The organism is Rhodococcus sp. IEGM 1306 (genome assembly GCF_036541985.1).
In the GTDB taxonomy this organism is placed as follows: Bacteria; Actinomycetota; Actinomycetes; order Mycobacteriales; family Mycobacteriaceae; genus Rhodococcus_F; species Rhodococcus_F qingshengii.
The window spans coordinates 65,619-83,144 of sequence record NZ_JAZHFF010000012.1; the positions used below are offsets into that span (position 1 = coordinate 65,619).

The 17,526-nt window shown below is 62.1% G+C and carries 14 protein-coding genes and 1 pseudogene; 9 read left to right on the plus strand and 6 right to left on the minus strand.

The features are described 5' to 3' along the window. Position 1: 1 nt before the first annotated feature. Positions 2-1,345, minus strand: coding sequence for a PTS transporter subunit EIIC (locus tag V3587_RS26290; RefSeq protein ID WP_003941307.1), 1,344 nt, complete (start codon positions 1,343-1,345; stop codon positions 2-4). Between the two features lie 327 nt (positions 1,346-1,672). Between V3587_RS26290 and V3587_RS26295 the strand changes: the two genes are divergently transcribed. Continuing rightward, entirely contained in the window at positions 1,673-1,903 is a 231-nt protein-coding gene (locus tag V3587_RS26295; protein WP_003941324.1) for a glucose PTS transporter subunit EIIB, read from the plus strand. Beyond that, positions 1,900-2,358, plus strand: coding sequence for a PTS sugar transporter subunit IIA (locus V3587_RS26300; protein ID WP_019749215.1), 459 nt, complete (start codon positions 1,900-1,902; stop codon positions 2,356-2,358). The genes V3587_RS26295 and V3587_RS26300 overlap by 4 nt, the downstream gene beginning before the upstream one ends. A gap of 54 nt (positions 2,359-2,412) precedes the next feature. Here the strand turns inward: V3587_RS26300 and V3587_RS26305 are convergent, their stop codons facing one another. The 3 genes from V3587_RS26305 to V3587_RS26315 all read right to left on the minus strand — a co-directional run bounded on the left by V3587_RS26305 (position 2,413) and on the right by V3587_RS26315 (position 6,901). Beyond that, positions 2,413-3,162, minus strand: coding sequence for a GntR family transcriptional regulator (locus V3587_RS26305; RefSeq protein ID WP_007726130.1), 750 nt, complete (start codon positions 3,160-3,162; stop codon positions 2,413-2,415). Between the two features lie 149 nt (positions 3,163-3,311). Beyond that, positions 3,312-4,085: an SWIM zinc finger family protein gene (locus V3587_RS26310; protein WP_042445325.1), complete on the minus strand. Its 774-nt coding sequence runs from the start codon at positions 4,083-4,085 to the stop codon at positions 3,312-3,314. Further along, positions 4,082-6,901 carry a DEAD/DEAH box helicase gene (locus V3587_RS26315; protein WP_283377544.1) on the minus strand — a complete coding sequence of 940 codons (2,820 nt, stop codon included), beginning with the start codon at positions 6,899-6,901 and terminating at the stop codon, positions 4,082-4,084. The genes V3587_RS26310 and V3587_RS26315 overlap by 4 nt, the downstream gene beginning before the upstream one ends. Positions 6,902-6,964: 63 nt before the next feature. On the opposite strand from V3587_RS26315, the gene V3587_RS26320 reads away from it, so the two are divergent. From V3587_RS26320 to V3587_RS26340, 4 genes and pseudogenes are all read left to right on the plus strand, one after another. Continuing rightward, complete coding sequence (locus tag V3587_RS26320) at positions 6,965-7,885, plus strand: NADP-dependent oxidoreductase (RefSeq protein ID WP_054827462.1); 921 nt, start codon at positions 6,965-6,967, stop codon at positions 7,883-7,885. Positions 7,886-8,246: 361 nt separating this feature from the next. After that, positions 8,247-9,506 carry a tyrosine-type recombinase/integrase gene (locus V3587_RS26330; RefSeq protein WP_331703053.1) on the plus strand — a complete coding sequence of 420 codons (1,260 nt, stop codon included), beginning with the start codon at positions 8,247-8,249 and terminating at the stop codon, positions 9,504-9,506. Then, positions 9,503-11,989, plus strand: coding sequence for a site-specific integrase (locus V3587_RS26335; RefSeq protein WP_331703055.1), 2,487 nt, complete (start codon positions 9,503-9,505; stop codon positions 11,987-11,989). Before V3587_RS26330 ends, V3587_RS26335 begins: the two co-directional genes overlap by 4 nt. 26 nt (positions 11,990-12,015) lie before the next feature. Then, positions 12,016-12,516: pseudogene (locus tag V3587_RS26340) on the plus strand (HNH endonuclease family protein); the annotation flags it as partial. 1 nt (position 12,517) lies between these two features. Here V3587_RS26340 and V3587_RS26345 read toward each other — a convergent pair. Then, positions 12,518-13,750 carry a metal-dependent hydrolase family protein gene (locus tag V3587_RS26345; protein ID WP_007726122.1) on the minus strand — a complete coding sequence of 411 codons (1,233 nt, stop codon included), beginning with the start codon at positions 13,748-13,750 and terminating at the stop codon, positions 12,518-12,520. 158 nt (positions 13,751-13,908) lie between these two features. On the opposite strand from V3587_RS26345, the gene V3587_RS26350 reads away from it, so the two are divergent. Next, positions 13,909-14,544 (plus strand): TetR/AcrR family transcriptional regulator C-terminal domain-containing protein, encoded by a 636-nt coding sequence (locus V3587_RS26350; RefSeq protein WP_007726121.1) that lies wholly within the window; start codon positions 13,909-13,911, stop codon positions 14,542-14,544. Here the strand turns inward: V3587_RS26350 and V3587_RS26355 are convergent. Next, positions 14,531-16,105 (minus strand): molybdopterin-dependent oxidoreductase, encoded by a 1,575-nt coding sequence (locus V3587_RS26355; protein WP_020908339.1) that lies wholly within the window; start codon positions 16,103-16,105, stop codon positions 14,531-14,533. The two genes, V3587_RS26350 and V3587_RS26355, sit on opposite strands and share 14 nt — an antisense overlap. A 127-nt stretch (positions 16,106-16,232) precedes the next feature. Here V3587_RS26355 and V3587_RS26360 point away from each other — a divergent pair, with 127 nt between their 5' ends. After that, positions 16,233-17,051 (plus strand): shikimate 5-dehydrogenase, encoded by an 819-nt coding sequence (locus tag V3587_RS26360; RefSeq protein ID WP_064444258.1) that lies wholly within the window; start codon positions 16,233-16,235, stop codon positions 17,049-17,051. 13 nt (positions 17,052-17,064) lie between these two features. Continuing rightward, positions 17,065-17,526 carry a DUF6328 family protein gene (locus V3587_RS26365; RefSeq protein ID WP_042447880.1) on the plus strand — a complete coding sequence of 154 codons (462 nt, stop codon included), beginning with the start codon at positions 17,065-17,067 and terminating at the stop codon, positions 17,524-17,526.

Genomic DNA, 17,526 nt, shown 5'->3' on the forward strand with positions numbered 1-17,526 from the left:
TTCAGCGTCCTTCCAGTTCCTTGTCGAGCTTGTTTTCCAGTTCGGCGACGAGCGGGGCGTCGGTGCGGCTGTCACCTTCGGCAGCCAGTGCCAGTTCGGCCTCGAGCAGCGCTGGGTCGGGCTCACCTGCGGCCACCTCGACCTCTTCTTCTCGTCCTGGCGTGCGCAGATTCCACTTCTTGATGACGAAGCTGAAAAGGAAGTAGTAGATCACGGCGTAGCCGAGTCCGATCGGGATCAACATCCATGCGTTGGTTGCCTTGCCGAAGTTCAACACGTAGTCGAAGAAGCCTGCGGAGAACGTGAATCCGTCGTGAATCCCCAGCGCATTGACCAAGGCCATCGACGTTCCGGTCAGGAGCGAGTGGATGACGTACAGGGGCCACGCGACGAACATGAAGGAGAATTCGAGCGGCTCGGTGATACCGGTGAGGAATGCGGTCAGGCCGGTGGAGAGCATGATGCCGCCGACGAGCTTCTTCTGAGAAGGCTTGGCGTTACGCCAGATTGCGAAGGCTGCAGCGGGGAGGGCGAACATCATGATCGGGAAGAAGCCGGTCATGAACGTACCGGCGGAGGGGTCGCCGGCGAAGAACCGGTTGAGGTCACCGCGAACGATTTGACCGCTCGCGTCCTGGTAGTCGCCGATCAGGAACCACACGGCGGAGTTCAAGATGTGGTGCAGGCCCGTGGGGATCAGGAGGCGGTTCGCTGCGCCGTAAATGCCGCCGCCCACAACGGTATTGGAAGCAACTGCTTCACCGACCCAGTTGAGGCCGGAGTTGAACAAGGGGTACACGAATGCCATCAGGACACCGACCACAAGACCGGTGATCGCTGTCAGGATGGGAACGAGCCTGCGCCCGTTGAAGAACCCGAGATAATCGGGAAGCTTCGTTCGATAGAACCGCTGCCACAAGATCGCCGACAGCAAGCCCATCACGATACCGGCGAGCACACCGTAGTTGATCAGGGATTGATCCCCGTTCGGGTCCGTCTTCCCTTCGAGGACGATCGGCGACATCGCCTTGAACACGCCGTCGATCACCATGTAGCCGACGACGGCTGCCAAGGCAGTCGATCCGTCGGCCTTCTTGGCCCAGCCGATCGCGATACCGACGGCGAAGATCAGCGGCAGCCACGTGAAGACTGCTTGTCCTGCCGCAGAGATCACTGCAGCAGCACTGTGCATCGAACTGAATCGCCCGAGCAGGTCGTCCTGGCCGAGGCGGAGCAAGATTCCCGCAGCCGGCAGAACGGCGATCGGAAGCATCAAGCTTCGGCCGAGGCGTTGAACCCCGGCGAACACTTTCGATTCCTTCTTCGGGGTGTCTTCGAGAGTCATCAAGGACCTTCTTCGTTCGCCGGGCCGCGTCGCGATCGGCCGCTGGTTCTGGAAATTCGGGTGTCGTACACGTGCAGGTTTCGTGAAAATGCAGGTCACGGTTCTTGCTCGGAAGTGAGGCCGAAACCGTTTTGTCGAAACTGTTGTGGAGCCGGACTTCCAACGGGTACTGTCCGGTCATAACCAGTTGTAGTTTTACCTGGTGGAGGCGAGTTGTCAACACCCAAATGTGACATACGTAACCGGGATAGCCTTGACCAGCAACTAGTCAGCCCACCTGTACGACCGTTCAACGATCACGACCAACCCGACAATCAGGAGCAGCAAATGTCGAAAGCGGAAGCAATCATCAAGGGCCTCGGCGGCGCAGAGAACATCGTCGAGATCGAGGCTTGCATCACCCGCCTGCGTACCGAGGTCAAGGACGGAGCGAAGGTGAACGAGTCCGCTCTCAAGGCTGCCGGCGCACACGGCGTACTCAAGGCCGGAACGGTTGTCCAGGTCATCGTCGGGCCCGAGGCCGACACCCTTGCCGAGGACATCGAGGACATCCTGTGACGGTCGTCCTCGCCCCGCTCCCCGGTCGGGTCGTCGCACTCGCTGACGTACCGGACCCGGTGTTCGCTCAGCAGATGGTCGGCTCGGGCGTCGCGATCGAACCCGCTCGCGGTCAGGGCCCACTCACGGTCGTGGCGCCGATCAGCGGAAAGATCCTGAAACTTCACCCCCACGCGTTCGTGATCTTCGGCGAGAAAGCCACCGGCGTGCTGGTCCATATCGGCATCGACACGGTCAAGCTCGAAGGCGACGGATTCACCCTCATCGCCGCCGAGGGTGACACCGTCGATGCGGGTGATCCCATTGTCAGCTTCGATCCAGCGCACATCGACACGACCGGTTACTCGGCGATCTGCCCGGTAGTCGTGATGGATTCCAAACCGGACACCGTCGAATCCCCTTCCGTCGGTGGGGACGTCGCCACTGGCGACACTCTGTTCGACTGGTCGGCGTAACGCAAAGGGCGAGCACACCGGAAGGTGTGCTCGCCCTTTCGCTTCGAACGATGACTATTGGTCGCCGCGCGTTTTGGGCCGCGCTTGGCCCTGGACTTCCATCTGCAACTGGTAGCGGTCGGATCGGTACCAACTGCGAGTGTGCTCGACCGGTGCGATCTCGCTGAACGACACTCGATCGAAGTACAGAACCGGAGCGCCCTTACGAGTGCCCAGGAGAGTCGCGATCTCCGTACTGGCACCATCGGCACTGACTGTCTGCTCTGCCCGATCGATCGGCTTGTCGTACTTGTCGGCGGTTGCCCGATAGATCGAACCCGTCAAGTCCATGTCGAGTAAACCCGGCAACAGTTCGGGATTGAACCAGCCGTCGTCCACGCTCACCGGCTCGCCGTCGGCAAGGCGCAAGCGCTTGACGTGGTAACCGTCGGAACCCGGTCGCATATTCAGTGCGGCAGCAGTATTTTCGGGGACCGGCCCCTGTTCGCTGACCAGGACCACTGTCGTGGGGTGATGCCCCTGGGCGCGCATTTCCTCGGTGAAGGATGCAAGGTGCAGCTTGGATTGGACAGCACGGTGCGCAACGAAGGTTCCCTTGCCACGCACGCGAACGAGGTGTCCGTCATTGACCAATTGTCCGATGGCCTCGCGAACGGTGATCCGGCTGACGCCGTAGTCCTGCATCAGGTTTCGCTCGCTGGTCATCAAGTCGCCAGGCTGGAGTTCTTGGGTGCACTTGCGCAGGAGAATGGTGCGCAACTGTTCGTGTTTGGGTATTGCGCTGTCGCGCAAATGAACGGGCATCACAGCGACTGTCCCTCCGAGAAATGAATAGTCGTCTATTCGCCGACGACAACGACCTGAAATCGCAGGCAGGTCCCGACCGGACCGGTCCAATTAACGATACTGGAATTTACGACAGGAAACTAGCACCAGTCCGGAGTTGTCCGATTTCAACCGTCCAACCGTCGGTAGATGGACCGTATTTCGTCCAAGGCGACGTTCTGCTGAGCCATGTCCAATCCCAATGCCGCAACCGCCTCGCGCAACCGCCTGATATCCAGATCGTCGATCGCCGCGCGAAAAGGCACCTTCGGTAGCGCAGGGAGGGCAGCCGCGATTCCGAACCAATTCTCGACGTCCACCGAAACAGTCAACTCGTCTTCTACTCCCCCGATCAACTGCTCCAGGTCGACCCCGCGAAGTCTCAGCAACCTGAGCGGATCGGTGTCGATTCGCTCCGCGGTCAAGAACGCCACGGCCGCAGCGTGTTTGCACGGCCAGCCGACATCGGGGCAGGTGCAGTCGAATCGGAAAGCCGACGGGCCGTCCGGTATCAGTTGGGCAGCAAGCATGTCCGGGACAGTGCCGGACACCAGCGCGGCAAGGCTTCCCGGCACTCGGCGGATCTTGGTGATGATGTCGTCGATATCCGATTGATCAAGAGTGTCGATCGACAGCGTGGAAACGAAAGGTTGAAGTTGGCTGCCCTGAACCTCGGCCGTCACCACTCCCGGTTCGATGTCGAGCGCCAAAACCTGACCCGAACGCGCATACGTTCGCCCACGCGTGACACGAGGTTTGTCGCCGATCTCTTCGACGACGCGGACAAAAGCCTTGCCCCAGAATGTTCTCCCGAACGCTGGACGAGGTTTGACCGGCGCGGGTGCTCGCCGTCGGGACCCGGTGTACTCGCTGAAATCGGGGCCCTTGCCGCGCGGACTCATTCGCCCACCGCGTCGTCGCCGAGTCGCAACAACTCGTCCAATTGCTCGACGCTCATCTCCGTCACCCAGTTCTCACCGGTCCCGACTGCAAGTTCGGCGAGTTCACTTTTACTCGCGATCATCGTGTCGATTCGCTCTTCCAAGGTTCCGACGCACACCATCTTGCGTACCTGAACGTTCTTTCTCTGACCGATGCGGAAGACACGGTCCGTCGCCTGGTTCTCTACCGCCGGGTTCCACCATCTGTCGAGGTGAACCACATGGTTGGCCGCCGTGAGATTCAGACCCGTGCCGCCGGCCTTGAGCGAGAGCACCATGATGGGCGGGCCGCCGCCTTCACCTTGGAATGCCTCGACCATGGCGTCGCGCCCGGCTTTCGACACTCCGCCGTGGAGAAACGGAACTTCGGTGGTGAAGCGGTCGGCCAGGTACGGCACCACCAATTCGCCGAACTCACGAAACTGTGTGAACAACAGAACCTTCTCGTCGTCGCCGATGACCGACTCGACGATGTCCTCGACCAGTCCGAGCTTTCCCGAACGGTGTTGCCCGCGGCGCATCACCGGCGAACCGTCGCGCAGGAAGTGCGCGGGATGATTGCACACCTGTTTGAGTTTGGTCAGCGCAGACAGGACGGCGCCCTTGCGCTTCATCCCTTCCGTCCCCTTGATCTGCGCCATCATCTCGTCCACCACGGCGCGGTACAACGCGGCCTGCTCTTCGCTGAGATTCGCTCGAACCGTCATCTCCAACTTCTCCGGGAGATCCGCGATCACGGCGGGATCGGTCTTCACGCGCCGCAGCACAAAGGGGGACGTGACGGCTCGCAGTCGCGAGACGGCAAGCTGATCTTTTTCCCGCTCGATCGGTACGACAAACCTTTTGCGGAACATCTGCTCCGAGCCGAGTACACCGCGATTGGCAAAATCGAGGATTGACCGCAGCTCGTCCAGTCGGTTCTCCACCGGCGTTCCGGTCAGAGCAACGCGATGATCCGCGGGGATGCTGCGAGCAGCGCGGGCCTGAGATGTCTTGGCGTTCTTGATGTGTTGAGCCTCGTCGAGCACTACGCGCCGCCAGTCGAGATCCTTGAGGGCCGCGACGTCGCGGGTCATGAGCGCGTAGGTGGTGATCACGAGGTCACTCTCACGAACTGCCTGTTCCAACTCCGCCCCGGTAGCGCGATCCGAACCGTGATGAACGTAGACGCGCAAGCTCGGCACGAATCGCGCCGATTCACCCTGCCAGTTACCCACAACCGACATCGGGCACACCAAAAGGGTTGCTGTCTTGGACTTCTCGTGCGCAAGTAACGCCAACAGTTGCAGCGTCTTACCCAGACCCATGTCGTCGGCCAGAACAGCGCCGAGCCCGAGAGCACTCATGTACGCCAACCAGTCGAGACCGCGTCGTTGATACGGACGCAAAGTCGCGTTGACCGTCGACGGTACCGCGACCTGCCGCGGAGCCACCGACTGGTCGAGCAGTGCAGAGGCCCATCCGGTTGCCTTCACTTCCTCGACCGGCAGGTCTTTGAGGTCGTCGGCGATCAAGTCCTTGATCAGATCGACGATCGCTCGGTCCCCGCTCGAATGCCGCTGACTGACAAAACGAGCCGCGCGGGCCAGGACGTCTTTGTCCGCCTGAACCCACTCGCCGCGCAACTGGACCAGATCGGACTTCGCATCGACCAGTCGGGTCATTTCCTCGGCGGTGAGTACCTTGTCTCCGAGCGCCAATTCCCAATCGTATTCCAGCAATTGGTCCATACCGACCGTACGATTCTCCGCAACGATCGGAGATGCCGCCGAGGTCACCCGCACACGCAGGGATGGAGACACCACGTTCCAGGCACGCGGAAGCAGCAGCGTGATCCCTCGCTCTCGCAGGACTATCGCGCCGTGTCCGACCAGGTCCATCACTACAGGAGTGGGCAGCAACAGGTCGAGACTGTCCTCGTCGCGCGGCACGTCGCGAAAACGTGGGTAAGCCTTGATTGCCTCTTCGAGTTTGCGGCTGCCGAGCTGGATACGTTTGGGATCGGCCCGGTGCAGTCGAACACGTTCGGGCGCTTCACCTTCAGGACGCAAACACACTTGCAGACGCCACAGCGCATCGTCGTCGGGATCGGAATTGTCGTCGAGTTCAGGCTCGATCAGCCGCAGAACCAGGTCCGGCTCTCCGGCGGTGAACGTCGACCCCCATTCGGCGAGTCCCTCGGCCGCTCGTACCGACACGTCGTCGAAAGCATCCCCGGACAACACGGCCTGCCACAGCGGGGTCTGCACCACCGGATGCGAGTCCCCGAGAGCACGACGGACGATCGGGTCCGTGAGTTCGTTCGTGATGTCTTCGATCGTCGCCCTCGGCGAACCGACCGCCCGCTGCACCGGCGGCATCGCCACTACCAGTTCGCCGATCCAGGCGCGCTGGCGTTCCCCCACCGACAACTGCCAGCGTGGCCACCAACTTCCTTCAGCCCGCGTCAGTGCGGGGACCACCCGCCCGGCGCGCACCCACCGGTCTATTCCTCGCGCCACATGTACGAGAAAGTGCAGGTCTCCCGCAATTCGCTGATCGTCGGCCTTGAACCGCAGCAGGAGATCGACTGCGTCCGGCGGCGCTAACGCAACAGCTGCGTACTCACTCTGCAAAGGCCCGCCAGGTACGGGCGGCATAGCGACATTCACACGATGACGGAACTTGCGATGCAGGACAGCACTGACCGGATCACGGGGATCGTCGGTCCCGGCACCGTCGTGCCCGTCGACCCACAGTTTGAGCCCCGATCCCGGTGACCAGAGTCCATGCAGCATCCGACCATCCAATCAGGTGCCACCGACACCACTTCCCGCCTACCGGGCAATAGGCTGGCAGGCATGACGACGGCATACGGCTTCACCGAGTACGGCGGACCCGACACACAGTCCTACTTCGACGTCACCTTGCCCCCACCGGGTGCCGGCCAACTGCTGGTGTCGGTCCGAGCGGCGGGCGTCAACCCCGCTGACTGGAAAGTTCGCGCGGGTACTCGAAAAGATACTGTCCCGGTGACGCTGCCTGCGGTTCTGGGCCGCGAAGTGTCCGGTGTTGTCATCGGAGTAGGTCCGCGGGTCACCGAGTTCGAGGTCGGCGACGAAGTGTTCGGCGCTACCGCGACCGGCTTCGGCGGCTACGCCGCGTCGACATTGCTCAACGTCTCCTCGACAGCACACAAGCCGCCTACCGTGTCCTGGGCCGATGCCGCAGTGCTGACGGTTGCGGCAGGAACGGCCTACGACGCACTCCACGATCTCGGTCTGAAACCCGGGGCGACACTCCTGCTGCTCGGCGCCGGCGGCGGCGTTGGTCGCAGCACGATCGCGCTTGCACTGGCGCGGAGTATCAACGTGATCGGTGTCGCGAGCGAGTCCAAGAGAACCGCGATCGAGGAAGCGGGAGCACGTTGGGTTGCGTCGGGGGACGGCTTCGCAGACGACGTGTCCGCGTTGTCCCCAGTCGGAGTGGACGCGGTTTTCGACCTGGTCGGCGGGGACACTCTCACTCGCGGCGCTGAGCTCGCCCGACCGGACGCACCGATCCTGAGCATCGCCGATCCTCTGGCTGCGAGCCGACTCGGCGGCGGTGGTGTCGAACGCCGAAGAACTACAGCAGTATTCACGGAGGTCGCGGCGCTCGTGGCCGACGGGATCCTCGACCCGTCCGTGTCCGGGCGGTACCCATTCTCCCGCGCTGGGGAAGCGCTCGCTGCAGTCGAAGACGGCCATGCCGCCGGCAAAGTAGTGATCGAGTTCGGCTGATTCCTGTCGGCCCCCGATGGTTCAATCACCGTCTACGACGGACGGCGTTGAATCACCGTCTACGACGGGCGGGGGCACAGGTGGTTGCACGGTTATCTGCGATCCTGTCGACGCTCGTGCTCGTATGTCTCGTCGCGTCCTGCGGATGGTTCGGGGACGAGCGTCTCGAGTCGGCCCCGGGCAGCCCGACACGATCGGAGCTCGAATCGCTGCTGTCCCGGACCGCGATTGTCGACAACCGCCCACATCCGGGTGGATACGAGCGCGGCTGCGGTAACGGCGAGGCCCCGTTGACTGAACTAAATGCCGAACGGTGCAGGTCTGAAGGGGTGGGGTCGATGTGGGTCGGTAGCTTGCGGACATGAGCGAAGGCGAAAGTCCGAGAGATCTGTCGGGGCTTGTGGTGGCCCGAGTGGGTCGGTTGACAGCGACCGGCCACACGTCGGAGCCTTATATCCTGCAGGGCAGCGACGATGAACGAGTGGAGTCCGTCGAGGTGTTCTTCCGGGAGCTGATCGCTTCCGGGAGGTCGGTGGCGACGGTGCGTTCGTACGGTATGGATCTGCTGAGGTGGTGGCGGTTCCTTCACGCTGTGGATGTGGCGTGGGATCGTGCCTCTCGGGTCGATGCGCGCGATTTCAGTTGTTGGATCCAGTTGACGGCGAAGGCACGACAAGGATCAGTGGTGCCGGCCAGCGCCGAGTCGGCTGCTACTGCTGCGGCGGCAGCGAATCCTGTCACCGGCAAACCGGCCCTGGGGGCCGGGTACTCGCCGGCGACAGTGGCGCACAGTGAGACGGTGCTGCGAAGTTTCTACGATTTTCATCGGGACGCGGGGACTGGCCCGCTTCTGAATCCGTTCCCTCTCGATCTCTCTCGCCGGTCGAGACGGGCTCATGCGCACCACAATCCGATGGATCATTGGGCACCTGAGCGTGTGGGGCGCTACCGGCCTCGGGTCTCGCAGCGGATTCCCCGAGCGATTCCCGAGGATCTGTTCGATAAGTTGTTCGCGGCGTTGTCGTCGGATCGGGACCGGGCGTTGGTGGCGTTCTGGATTTCATCGGGGGTGCGAGCGTCGGAGCTGTTGGGAGTCCGCGAGTGCGATGTCGACCCGGGGCAGCAGTTGATTACTGTGGTGCGCAAGGGAACACGTGCGGTGGAGCAGGTCCCTGCGTCGGCAGACGCGTTCGTCTGGTTGCGGTTGTATCAGGAGCAGCTGCGGGGCGAGGTGCCACCCGGACGGATGCAACCGTTGTGGTGGACACTGCGGAAACCTCGTCGCCCGTTGAATTACCATGCGGCGCATCGGATGTTCGAGCGTGCGAACGCTACCCTCGGTTCGGATTGGACTCTGCACGACTTACGTCACAGTGCAGCGAGGCGGATGGCCAACGACCCGCACTTGTCCTTGGTGGAGGTCAAAGAGGTGTTGGGGCACGCCCATTTGTCGACGACCGAAATTTATCTGACACCCGATAAGGACGAGGTGATCGCCAGCGTCCTGGCCCACCACGCTCGTACTGCTGATCAGCGGGAACATCCGCGGGCTCCGTCGCCGCCTCCTGCTCCTGGATACGATCCGGCAGCGTTGAGCGTGCTGTTCGGGAGGCCGTTGTGAGCACTGCCGTCAAGCACATGACCCGCCCGGAACGCTTCGAGGTCACACCGGTGCCGCATTCGAGGATTCGCCAACTGCACAAACAGTTTCCACCACGCGAATTTGAACTCTGGTGGCCGCACACCGCTGCCTCTGCCGAGGAGGTCGAGGCCCGACTGAACTGCTCGGTGCTTGCCGAGGCTGCGGTCACCACCCGAGCCGGACGGCACCGAGGCGTGATCAAGATACTGACCTGGTTGGCTTCGGTGCCCGGCGATACCTGGCAAGCCCGGTGGCTCGCCAGCGGCGCCGAGAACATTCGCGGGTCTCGTTACGGCGCGACAGCCTCCTGGGCCGATCTCCCGGTGGAATGGATTGCCCGACAGGGGCGCCCTGTCAGACACGATCGCAACGACCTGGCTGCAGGACTGCTGATGTTGCTTTGCCTGGACGTGATCCGGCCGCAGTTGCCGTGGATGCTCTCCCGGGCGCACCCGTTTCTCGCGCCGATGATGGCGAAGCTGCGAGATCCGGACGGATTCGCGCGGTTGGACGAGCTTGCTGCCACTCAGCCGGATACCTCGCGAGCCGATGCACGAATCGCAGCGACCAGAATCGCGACCCTGCTGGTATCCAAAGGTGGGACGGTCGCCGAGATCACTGTCGGCGATTGCGTGGAGCTGATCGAAACGATGGCGCAGGTGCACTCCCGCCGCGGTCAGAAGAAAATCGATTTCTACCTGCGGCTACGTGCGATGGGCATCTTTCCCGAGGACGCACCACACAGCATCCGCGCGTTCGGCGCTCCCGTCGGACAGCTGACGATCGAACAACTCGTCGACCGCTACCCGATCGAGAACCAACCGATCCGAGCTCTGCTCATTGACTATCTGCGCGAGCGCCAACCCGCGCTGGACTACACCAGCCTCAACTCTCGTGCCCGAGGACTCGCCGGGCTGTTCTGGAGCCGCGTCGAGACACTCGCCCCCGGTATCGACACCCTGGCGCTGCCGCCTGACGTTGCCCGAGCATGGAAGGACGACCTGAGATCGATCACACGCACCGCCGTCGACGCGGCGGGACGAAAGCACGAAACAACTTCGCCCCGAAAGAATTACAAAGACAATCTGTTGCAAGTGCGCGCGTTCTATCTCGACCTCGCACATTGGGCCGTCGAAGATCCGGCACGCTGGGCGCAGTGGGTGGCGCCCTGCCCGATCAGCGATGCCGAGGTCAAAAGAGGCAAGGAACTCAAACACCGCAAAGCGCGGATGGATCAGCGCACCCGTGAGCGGTTGCCTGTCCTGTCTCAGTTGGTTCGGTCCGCCGCTGACCGCCGCGCGGCCGCAGCGGCTCTACTTGTTGCGGCTCAGAACACCGAACCAGGTGAGGTGATCGCGGGAACCGAAGGAGAACTGCGACGATCCTTGATCCTTCGGGGAACCGGCCGCGTCGTATGGGCCGACAATACTGTCAGCGGTGTTCGTCGCGATCTCACCTACGAGGACGAGGAAGCATTCTGGGCATTCGCCACCATCGAAGTGCTGCGGCTCAGCGGTATCCGTCATGAAGAGCTCCTCGAGCTGAGTCACCACAGCATCACCGAATACCGACTACCCAGTACCGGTGAACTGGTTCCGCTGCTGCAGATAGCTCCATCGAAGACCGATACCGAGCGGCTGATCTTGGTCAGTCCCGAGCTTGCGGAAGTCCTCAGTGCGGTAGTTCAACGTTCACGGCAACCAAACGGATCGATACCACTCGTGGCTGCCTACGATACACAGGAGAAGCTCTGGAATCCGCCGATGCCGCTGCTGTTTCAGCGGGCAATCGGAAACGAACGCCGCGCGATCCCACCGAGTTTCGTCCGCAAGCTCCTCATCAATGCGCTCACGGCGGCAGCTCTCACCGATGCCAGTGGCGATCCGTTGATGTTTCAGCCCCACGACTTCCGGCGAATATTCGTCACCGACGCGATCATGAACGGACTGCCACCCCATATCGCACAGGTTATCTGCGGGCACAAGACAATTGACACGACGATGGGCTACAAGGCCGTCTACCCCTCGGAAACTATAGAAGCGCACCGAGCGTTCATCGCGCGTCGTCGTTCGATGAGGCCTAGTGAGGAATACCGGACACCGACCGACGATGAATGGGATGCGTTCTTGTCTCATTTCGAGAAGCGGAAAGTATCGGTCGGGACCTGCGCGCGGTCATTCGGCACACCCTGCATCCATGAGCATGCTTGCGTCAGATGCTCACTCCTGCGGCCGGATCCAACACAGCGAGGCAGGCTCGAAGAAATCCGAGACAACCTCGAAGCCCGCATCATCGAAGCCAAACAGGAAGGCTGGCTGGGAGAAGTCGAAGGACTGCAGGTCAGCTACACCGGAGTCAAGGACAAGCTCGCACAGGTCGACGCCACGACGAAACGAGGATCGACAACGACCGATCTCGGAATGCCTGGATTCGGATTGATCTCGGGAAGGACTTCCACATGATCACCAAGCTAGAGTTCTTGTTCAGAGAAGCTTGCGTCTTCGGCCCCGCTTGGTCCGACGACCAGGACGCTCCAGGTGGCCACGACGGGTGCGATACCCGCAACAACGTTCTGGCCCAAGATCTCTCGGACGTGGTGTTCAAACCGGGAACACGTGACTGCGTCGTACTGTCGGGCGCGATGACCGACCCGTACTCCGGTGATCGCATCGAATTCGAACGCAGCCAGGCCAAGTCCGTCCAGATCGACCACGTCTTCCCACTCGCCGCCGCCTGGGACTTCGGCGCGAACTCCTGGACGCCCGCGCTTCGGATGAGGTTCGCGAACGACATGTCTCTGAACCTGTTGGCCGTCAACGGCCCCGACAACCAGTCGAAAGGCGACAGCACGCCCAGTGAGTGGTTGCCGCCCGATCCTGCGTACCGATGCTTTTACGCCGGCAAGTACTTGACCGTCGCGATTTCCTATGGCTTACCAGTCAGCCGAGCTGATCATTCGGCCCTGACGGACCTTGCCACTCGCTGTTGAGCTACCGGCCGTCCTTCACCACTCGCCCACTCTGGATGACGAGTGCGATCCGCTCACGATCGGCAAAGATCGAGGGATCCGTCAACGGATTGCCGCGGAAGGCAACGAGGTCGGCGAACTTGCCGACTTCGATGGTGCCGACCTCGTCGGCGATACCGAGAATGTCGGCGTTGATCCGGGTAGCGGAAACCAATGCGTCCATCGGGGTTTCGACCTTGGCGCGCAGGACTAGCTCCATTCCCCGGCCCGTTTGATCGGTACCGATGAGGTCCGATCCCAATCCCACTCTGACGCCGGCATTTCGAGCAGCAAGAAGCCCGTCGATCTGACCCTGCATCATCTGGCCGATCCGAGCCGAAATCGATTCGGGTAGACCTGCTGACGCCGCGCTGTCCGAGAGTGCCTGCACCACAGCCAACGTCGGCACCAACGCGACGTCGTGCTCGGCCATCAACTTGGCAGTCTCGTCGTCGATACCTGAGCCGTGCTCGACGCATTTCGCGCCGGCAGTGACAGCGTTTCGGATTCCCTCGTTGTTGTGGGCATGCACCGTGACATAGGTACCGCGCGCATTGGCTTCCTCGACGGCAACTTCGATCTCGTCGACCGTGAACTGGGTATCGGTGAGCTTGTCATGAGTCGATACCACTCCCCCTGTGACACACAGTTTGAGGAAGTCCGCACCCCTGCGGAACGTCTCGCGAACGTTCTTTCGCATTTCGTGCGGACCGTCGGAAAGCAGAGACATACACCGTAATCCGGGGATGTCATGATCGGACCAGTCCGAAGTCGGCTCCCATTCGGCCGCCAGGTGTCCGTGTCCACCGGTCTGGCACTGGATCGGGCCGCACTGAATGATCCGCGGACCCGGAATCTTGCCCGAGGCGACAACTCCGGCGAGTCCACCGTCGATTCCGCCGCAGTCACGAACAGTGGTGAATCCCCCGTCGAGGGTCGATGCGCAGGTCGCGAACATGTCTGCAGCGAGCTCGGCTACCGAGATCTGACGCCGCAGGCTCGGTGCGAGATCGCTCGATCCACCGAGATGAACGTGTGCGTCGATGAGGCCGGGCGTGATTGTCAGCCCAGCGCAGTCCAGCACCTCCGCCCCCGTGGGTGGCGTGCCACCGAGTGCACTGATGCGCCCGTTTTCCACAGCAACAGCGCAGTTCTCGATCGGGTCGGCGCCCGTCCCGTCGATGATCGTTGCACCGGTCAGCCATACGACAGACATATTGAATGTTCCTCCGACGTGTACCGATCGCCGGAAGATTCCGCCGACATACCGAATAGGGTTCGGTTAGTATGATGCATATCGGCTCCCGAAATCAAGGAGTTGTCATCACTCGATGAAGTCCGAGATTGCTGACGAATCCCTCACCAGGAGAATCGATGCCGCGTCCCACCCAGCCGATACTGTCCACGCGAAACATCACCGACGCGGCTCTGGATGCTGTCGACGCGACCGGCGACTTCACCATGCCCGGGATCGCCAAGCAATTGAACGTGACTCCGTCTTCGCTCTACACACATATTTCGGGTCGATCCGAGATCGTCGAACTCATGCGCATCCGCGTGATGTCGTCGATCTCTGTCCCCCACCCACCGGCAGGGTGGAGCGAACGGATCAGCGCGTGGGGGTGGGCCTATCGCCGAGCTGCGGTCGAGCACTGGCGCCTCATCCCGCTACTCATGACCCGCAGCGTCCGCACCGAGGTAACTTTTGATATCGATACTGCACTGGTTCAGGCATTTTCGGACGGGGGTTTCGATTCGGCCGACACTCGTCACGCAATCTCCACGCTGGACAGTCTGGTTCTCGGATCAGTCGTGAAACTCTCGACGCCGGATGTCGCATGGACCCAATCCTCCAACCCGAGCGAGATCACGCGCGAGGCTACGACCCCACTGCGAACCGACGACACGTTCGACTTCGGCCTGCGAACCCTGATCGCCGGATGGATGGCTCAGCGCGTTGTTCGTCTGTATACCGAACCTCATTCGGATTCCGACGTCACTTCACGGTGAACGACCTGGTGTGCCATCCCGTGGCGCCACCGGGAATCGGCGGAGTGCGCTCTTCCACCTGAACGTTCCCGTCCAGATCCGTCGCTCTGACCTGCACCGTGTGCAAACCCGAGCCTGCATCCCACATCCACGACCATTGACGCCAGGTGTCGATCGAGTACTCCTGCGCCAGTGTCGCCGGTTGCCATTCACCGTTGTCGACGCGAACCTCGACCTTCTCGATCCCGCGATGCTGCGCCCAGGCCGTTCCCGCCACCAGCACCTGGCCCGGCTCGATGGGAGCCAGAGCTGCCGGCACCTCGATACGCGAGGACGTCTTGATCGGTGCCTGCGCACCCCAACCGCGCTGGGTCCAATAGGCCTCGACCTTGTCGAAACGCGTGAGTTCCCACTCCGTCACCCACTTGGTGGCGGAGACGAAACCGTACAGACCGGGAACGACCTGCCGAACGGGATAGCCGTGCTCGAACGGCAACGGCTCACCGTTCATCGCCACGGCGAGAATCGCGTCACGGCCGTCGGTGACTATCTCGACCGGGGTGCCGACTGTGAAGCCGTCGACGCTGGTCGAGAGGAGCATGTCGGCGTCGGGATGGACACCGACTTCGTCGAGCAGGTCCTTCATGGGATAACCGATCCACTTCGCGTTCCCGGCCAGAACGCCGCCCACCTCGTTCGAGACACACGTCAGCGTGATGACTCGCTCGATGGGCGTTCGCGCCACCAGATCGTCGAACGACAACGTCATCTCGCGGTCCACCATTCCGTGAATCCGCAGTTCCCACGAATCCGTCGTCAATTGCGGAACGAGGAGTGCAGTGTCGATTCGGTAGAAGTCGTCGTTGGGCGTGATGTACGTCGACGCACCCGCAATCGCGATGTCCGCACCCGCCGGAATCGGCGGCGCCGGGTCAGCGGCGGTGGGCACGACAAAATCTTCACGATTCGCTACTGCTCCGGCGATTCTCTGCCCCACGAACTTCCCGGCCGCACCCGCTGCCGCAGCCACTGCCAACGCCGCACCCGCAAGCAGGAGGAACTGACGACGAGGCAACCACGAGTCGGCGACGCCCGGCGAGAGCGGCACTTCGAGTTGTGTGATCAGCAACCGCAAGGTTGCGACGCCCGCCACCACACCGACCAGCGTCGGGAACACGTACATCGCATCGGCAGTCGGGCGCTGCATCGCCGCATACACACCAACCGCGCCCAGAAGAACGAGAATGACGCTGCCGATCGGGCGGCGTCGCCGTTCCAGGAGCCCGGCCACCGCACCGAGCAGAACGATCAAGATCGACATTCCGATGAACAGCGCCGGCTTGTCATTGGTACCGAAAGTGTCGATCGCGAACTCGCGAGCCCACGCCGGCGTTCGGTCGACGGTAGTCGCACCTACCGCGTAGAAGGGCGACGCGTCCGGGTTGATCGGCAACGCAACCAGCTCACCGACGCCCAGGACGACAGCCGCGGCCAAGACCCCGGAGATCGCGTGAGCAGCCCATCTACGACGCGGTGGACGAGATTCGGTGCTCGGGTGCTCGTCGATGTTCTGTGTGACCATGTCGTCTCGGCTCTGTCGGTGCGAGTGGTGCTTCGATCGGATACCCGACATTCGGCGCTGCGGGCCATCCGGATGGGTGCACTCCTCCATCAAGAACTACTCCGAACTCGCGATTAGAGTGGGAACGATGACCGTCGACCTCAACAAGGACACGCTCCTGTGCATGTCGCTCTCCGGGCGACCGAGCAACATCGGCACCAGATTTCACAATTACCTCTACGAGGAATTGGGCCTGAACTTCGTCTACAAAGCCTTCACCACCGAAGACGTGCCAGCCGCGATCGGCGGCATCCGAGCACTCGGGATTCGAGGCTGCGGGGTGTCGATGCCGTTCAAGGAACAGGTCATCGAGCACATCGACGTCATGCATGATTCGGCCAGCGCCATCGACTCCGTCAACACGATCGTCAACGAGTCCGGAGTGCTGCACGCCTACAACACCGACTATCAGGCGGTGGCCGATCTACTGCGTGACAACAACGTCGACACGAGCCTGTCCGTCGCTGTCGCCGGCAGCGGTGGCATGGCAAAAGCAGTCGTCGCCGCGGTGCGCGACACCGGATTCACCGACGTCACCATGATCGCCCGCAACCAGCAAGTGGGGTCATCGCTTGCGAAGCAGTACGGCTTCGACTGGCAGGCCGAACTCGGTGAGCTTCGTCCAGGTGTGCTGATCAACGCCACCCCGATCGGTATGTCCGGCGGCGCAGAAGCAGATGCACTGTCGTTCCCCGAGCACGCAGTGCGCGCAGCCGATGTCGTCTTCGACGTCGTCGCGATGCCTTCGAAGACGCCACTGATCGCGTTGGCGACCGAACTCGGCAAAACGGCGATCACAGGAGCGTCGGTCATTGCCCTTCAGGCCGCCGAGCAGTTCGTTCTCTACACCGGTGTGCGCCCGAGCGCGGAGCAGATCCAGCGAGCGTCGGAATACTCACGGGCGTAGGAACCACGTCGCCGTGAACGAGACCGGGGAGACTCCACCTCAACAACTCGCGCGGAACTTCAACGAGTTGTTGCAAGAACTGCGCGTCGCGCTCTCTGGTGTGCAGATCCTGTTTGCCTTCCTGCTGGCCGTGGCATTCACCGAACGCTACGAGGAAGCGTCGGCGTACATCCGCGGCATCCACTTGGTGACAGTGATCCTTGTTGCCATCTCGTTCGGGTTCCTGATGGCACCCGCGGTCTGGCATCGCATGCTTTTCCGCCGTGGGCACCGCGAGAACATATTGCCCGTGGCCAACCGATTCGCCCTGTGCGGCATAGCCTTTCTGGCCGCCTCCATGACCGGCACGGTCCTGTTGATCGCCGAGGTCGCCGTCGGCGGAGTTGCCGCAAAGGTTTTGGCAGCGTGCGCCGCGATCATGTTCACGGCGCTGTGGTTTCTCGTGCCGTCATTCATCGATCGCATCAAGAGCTGA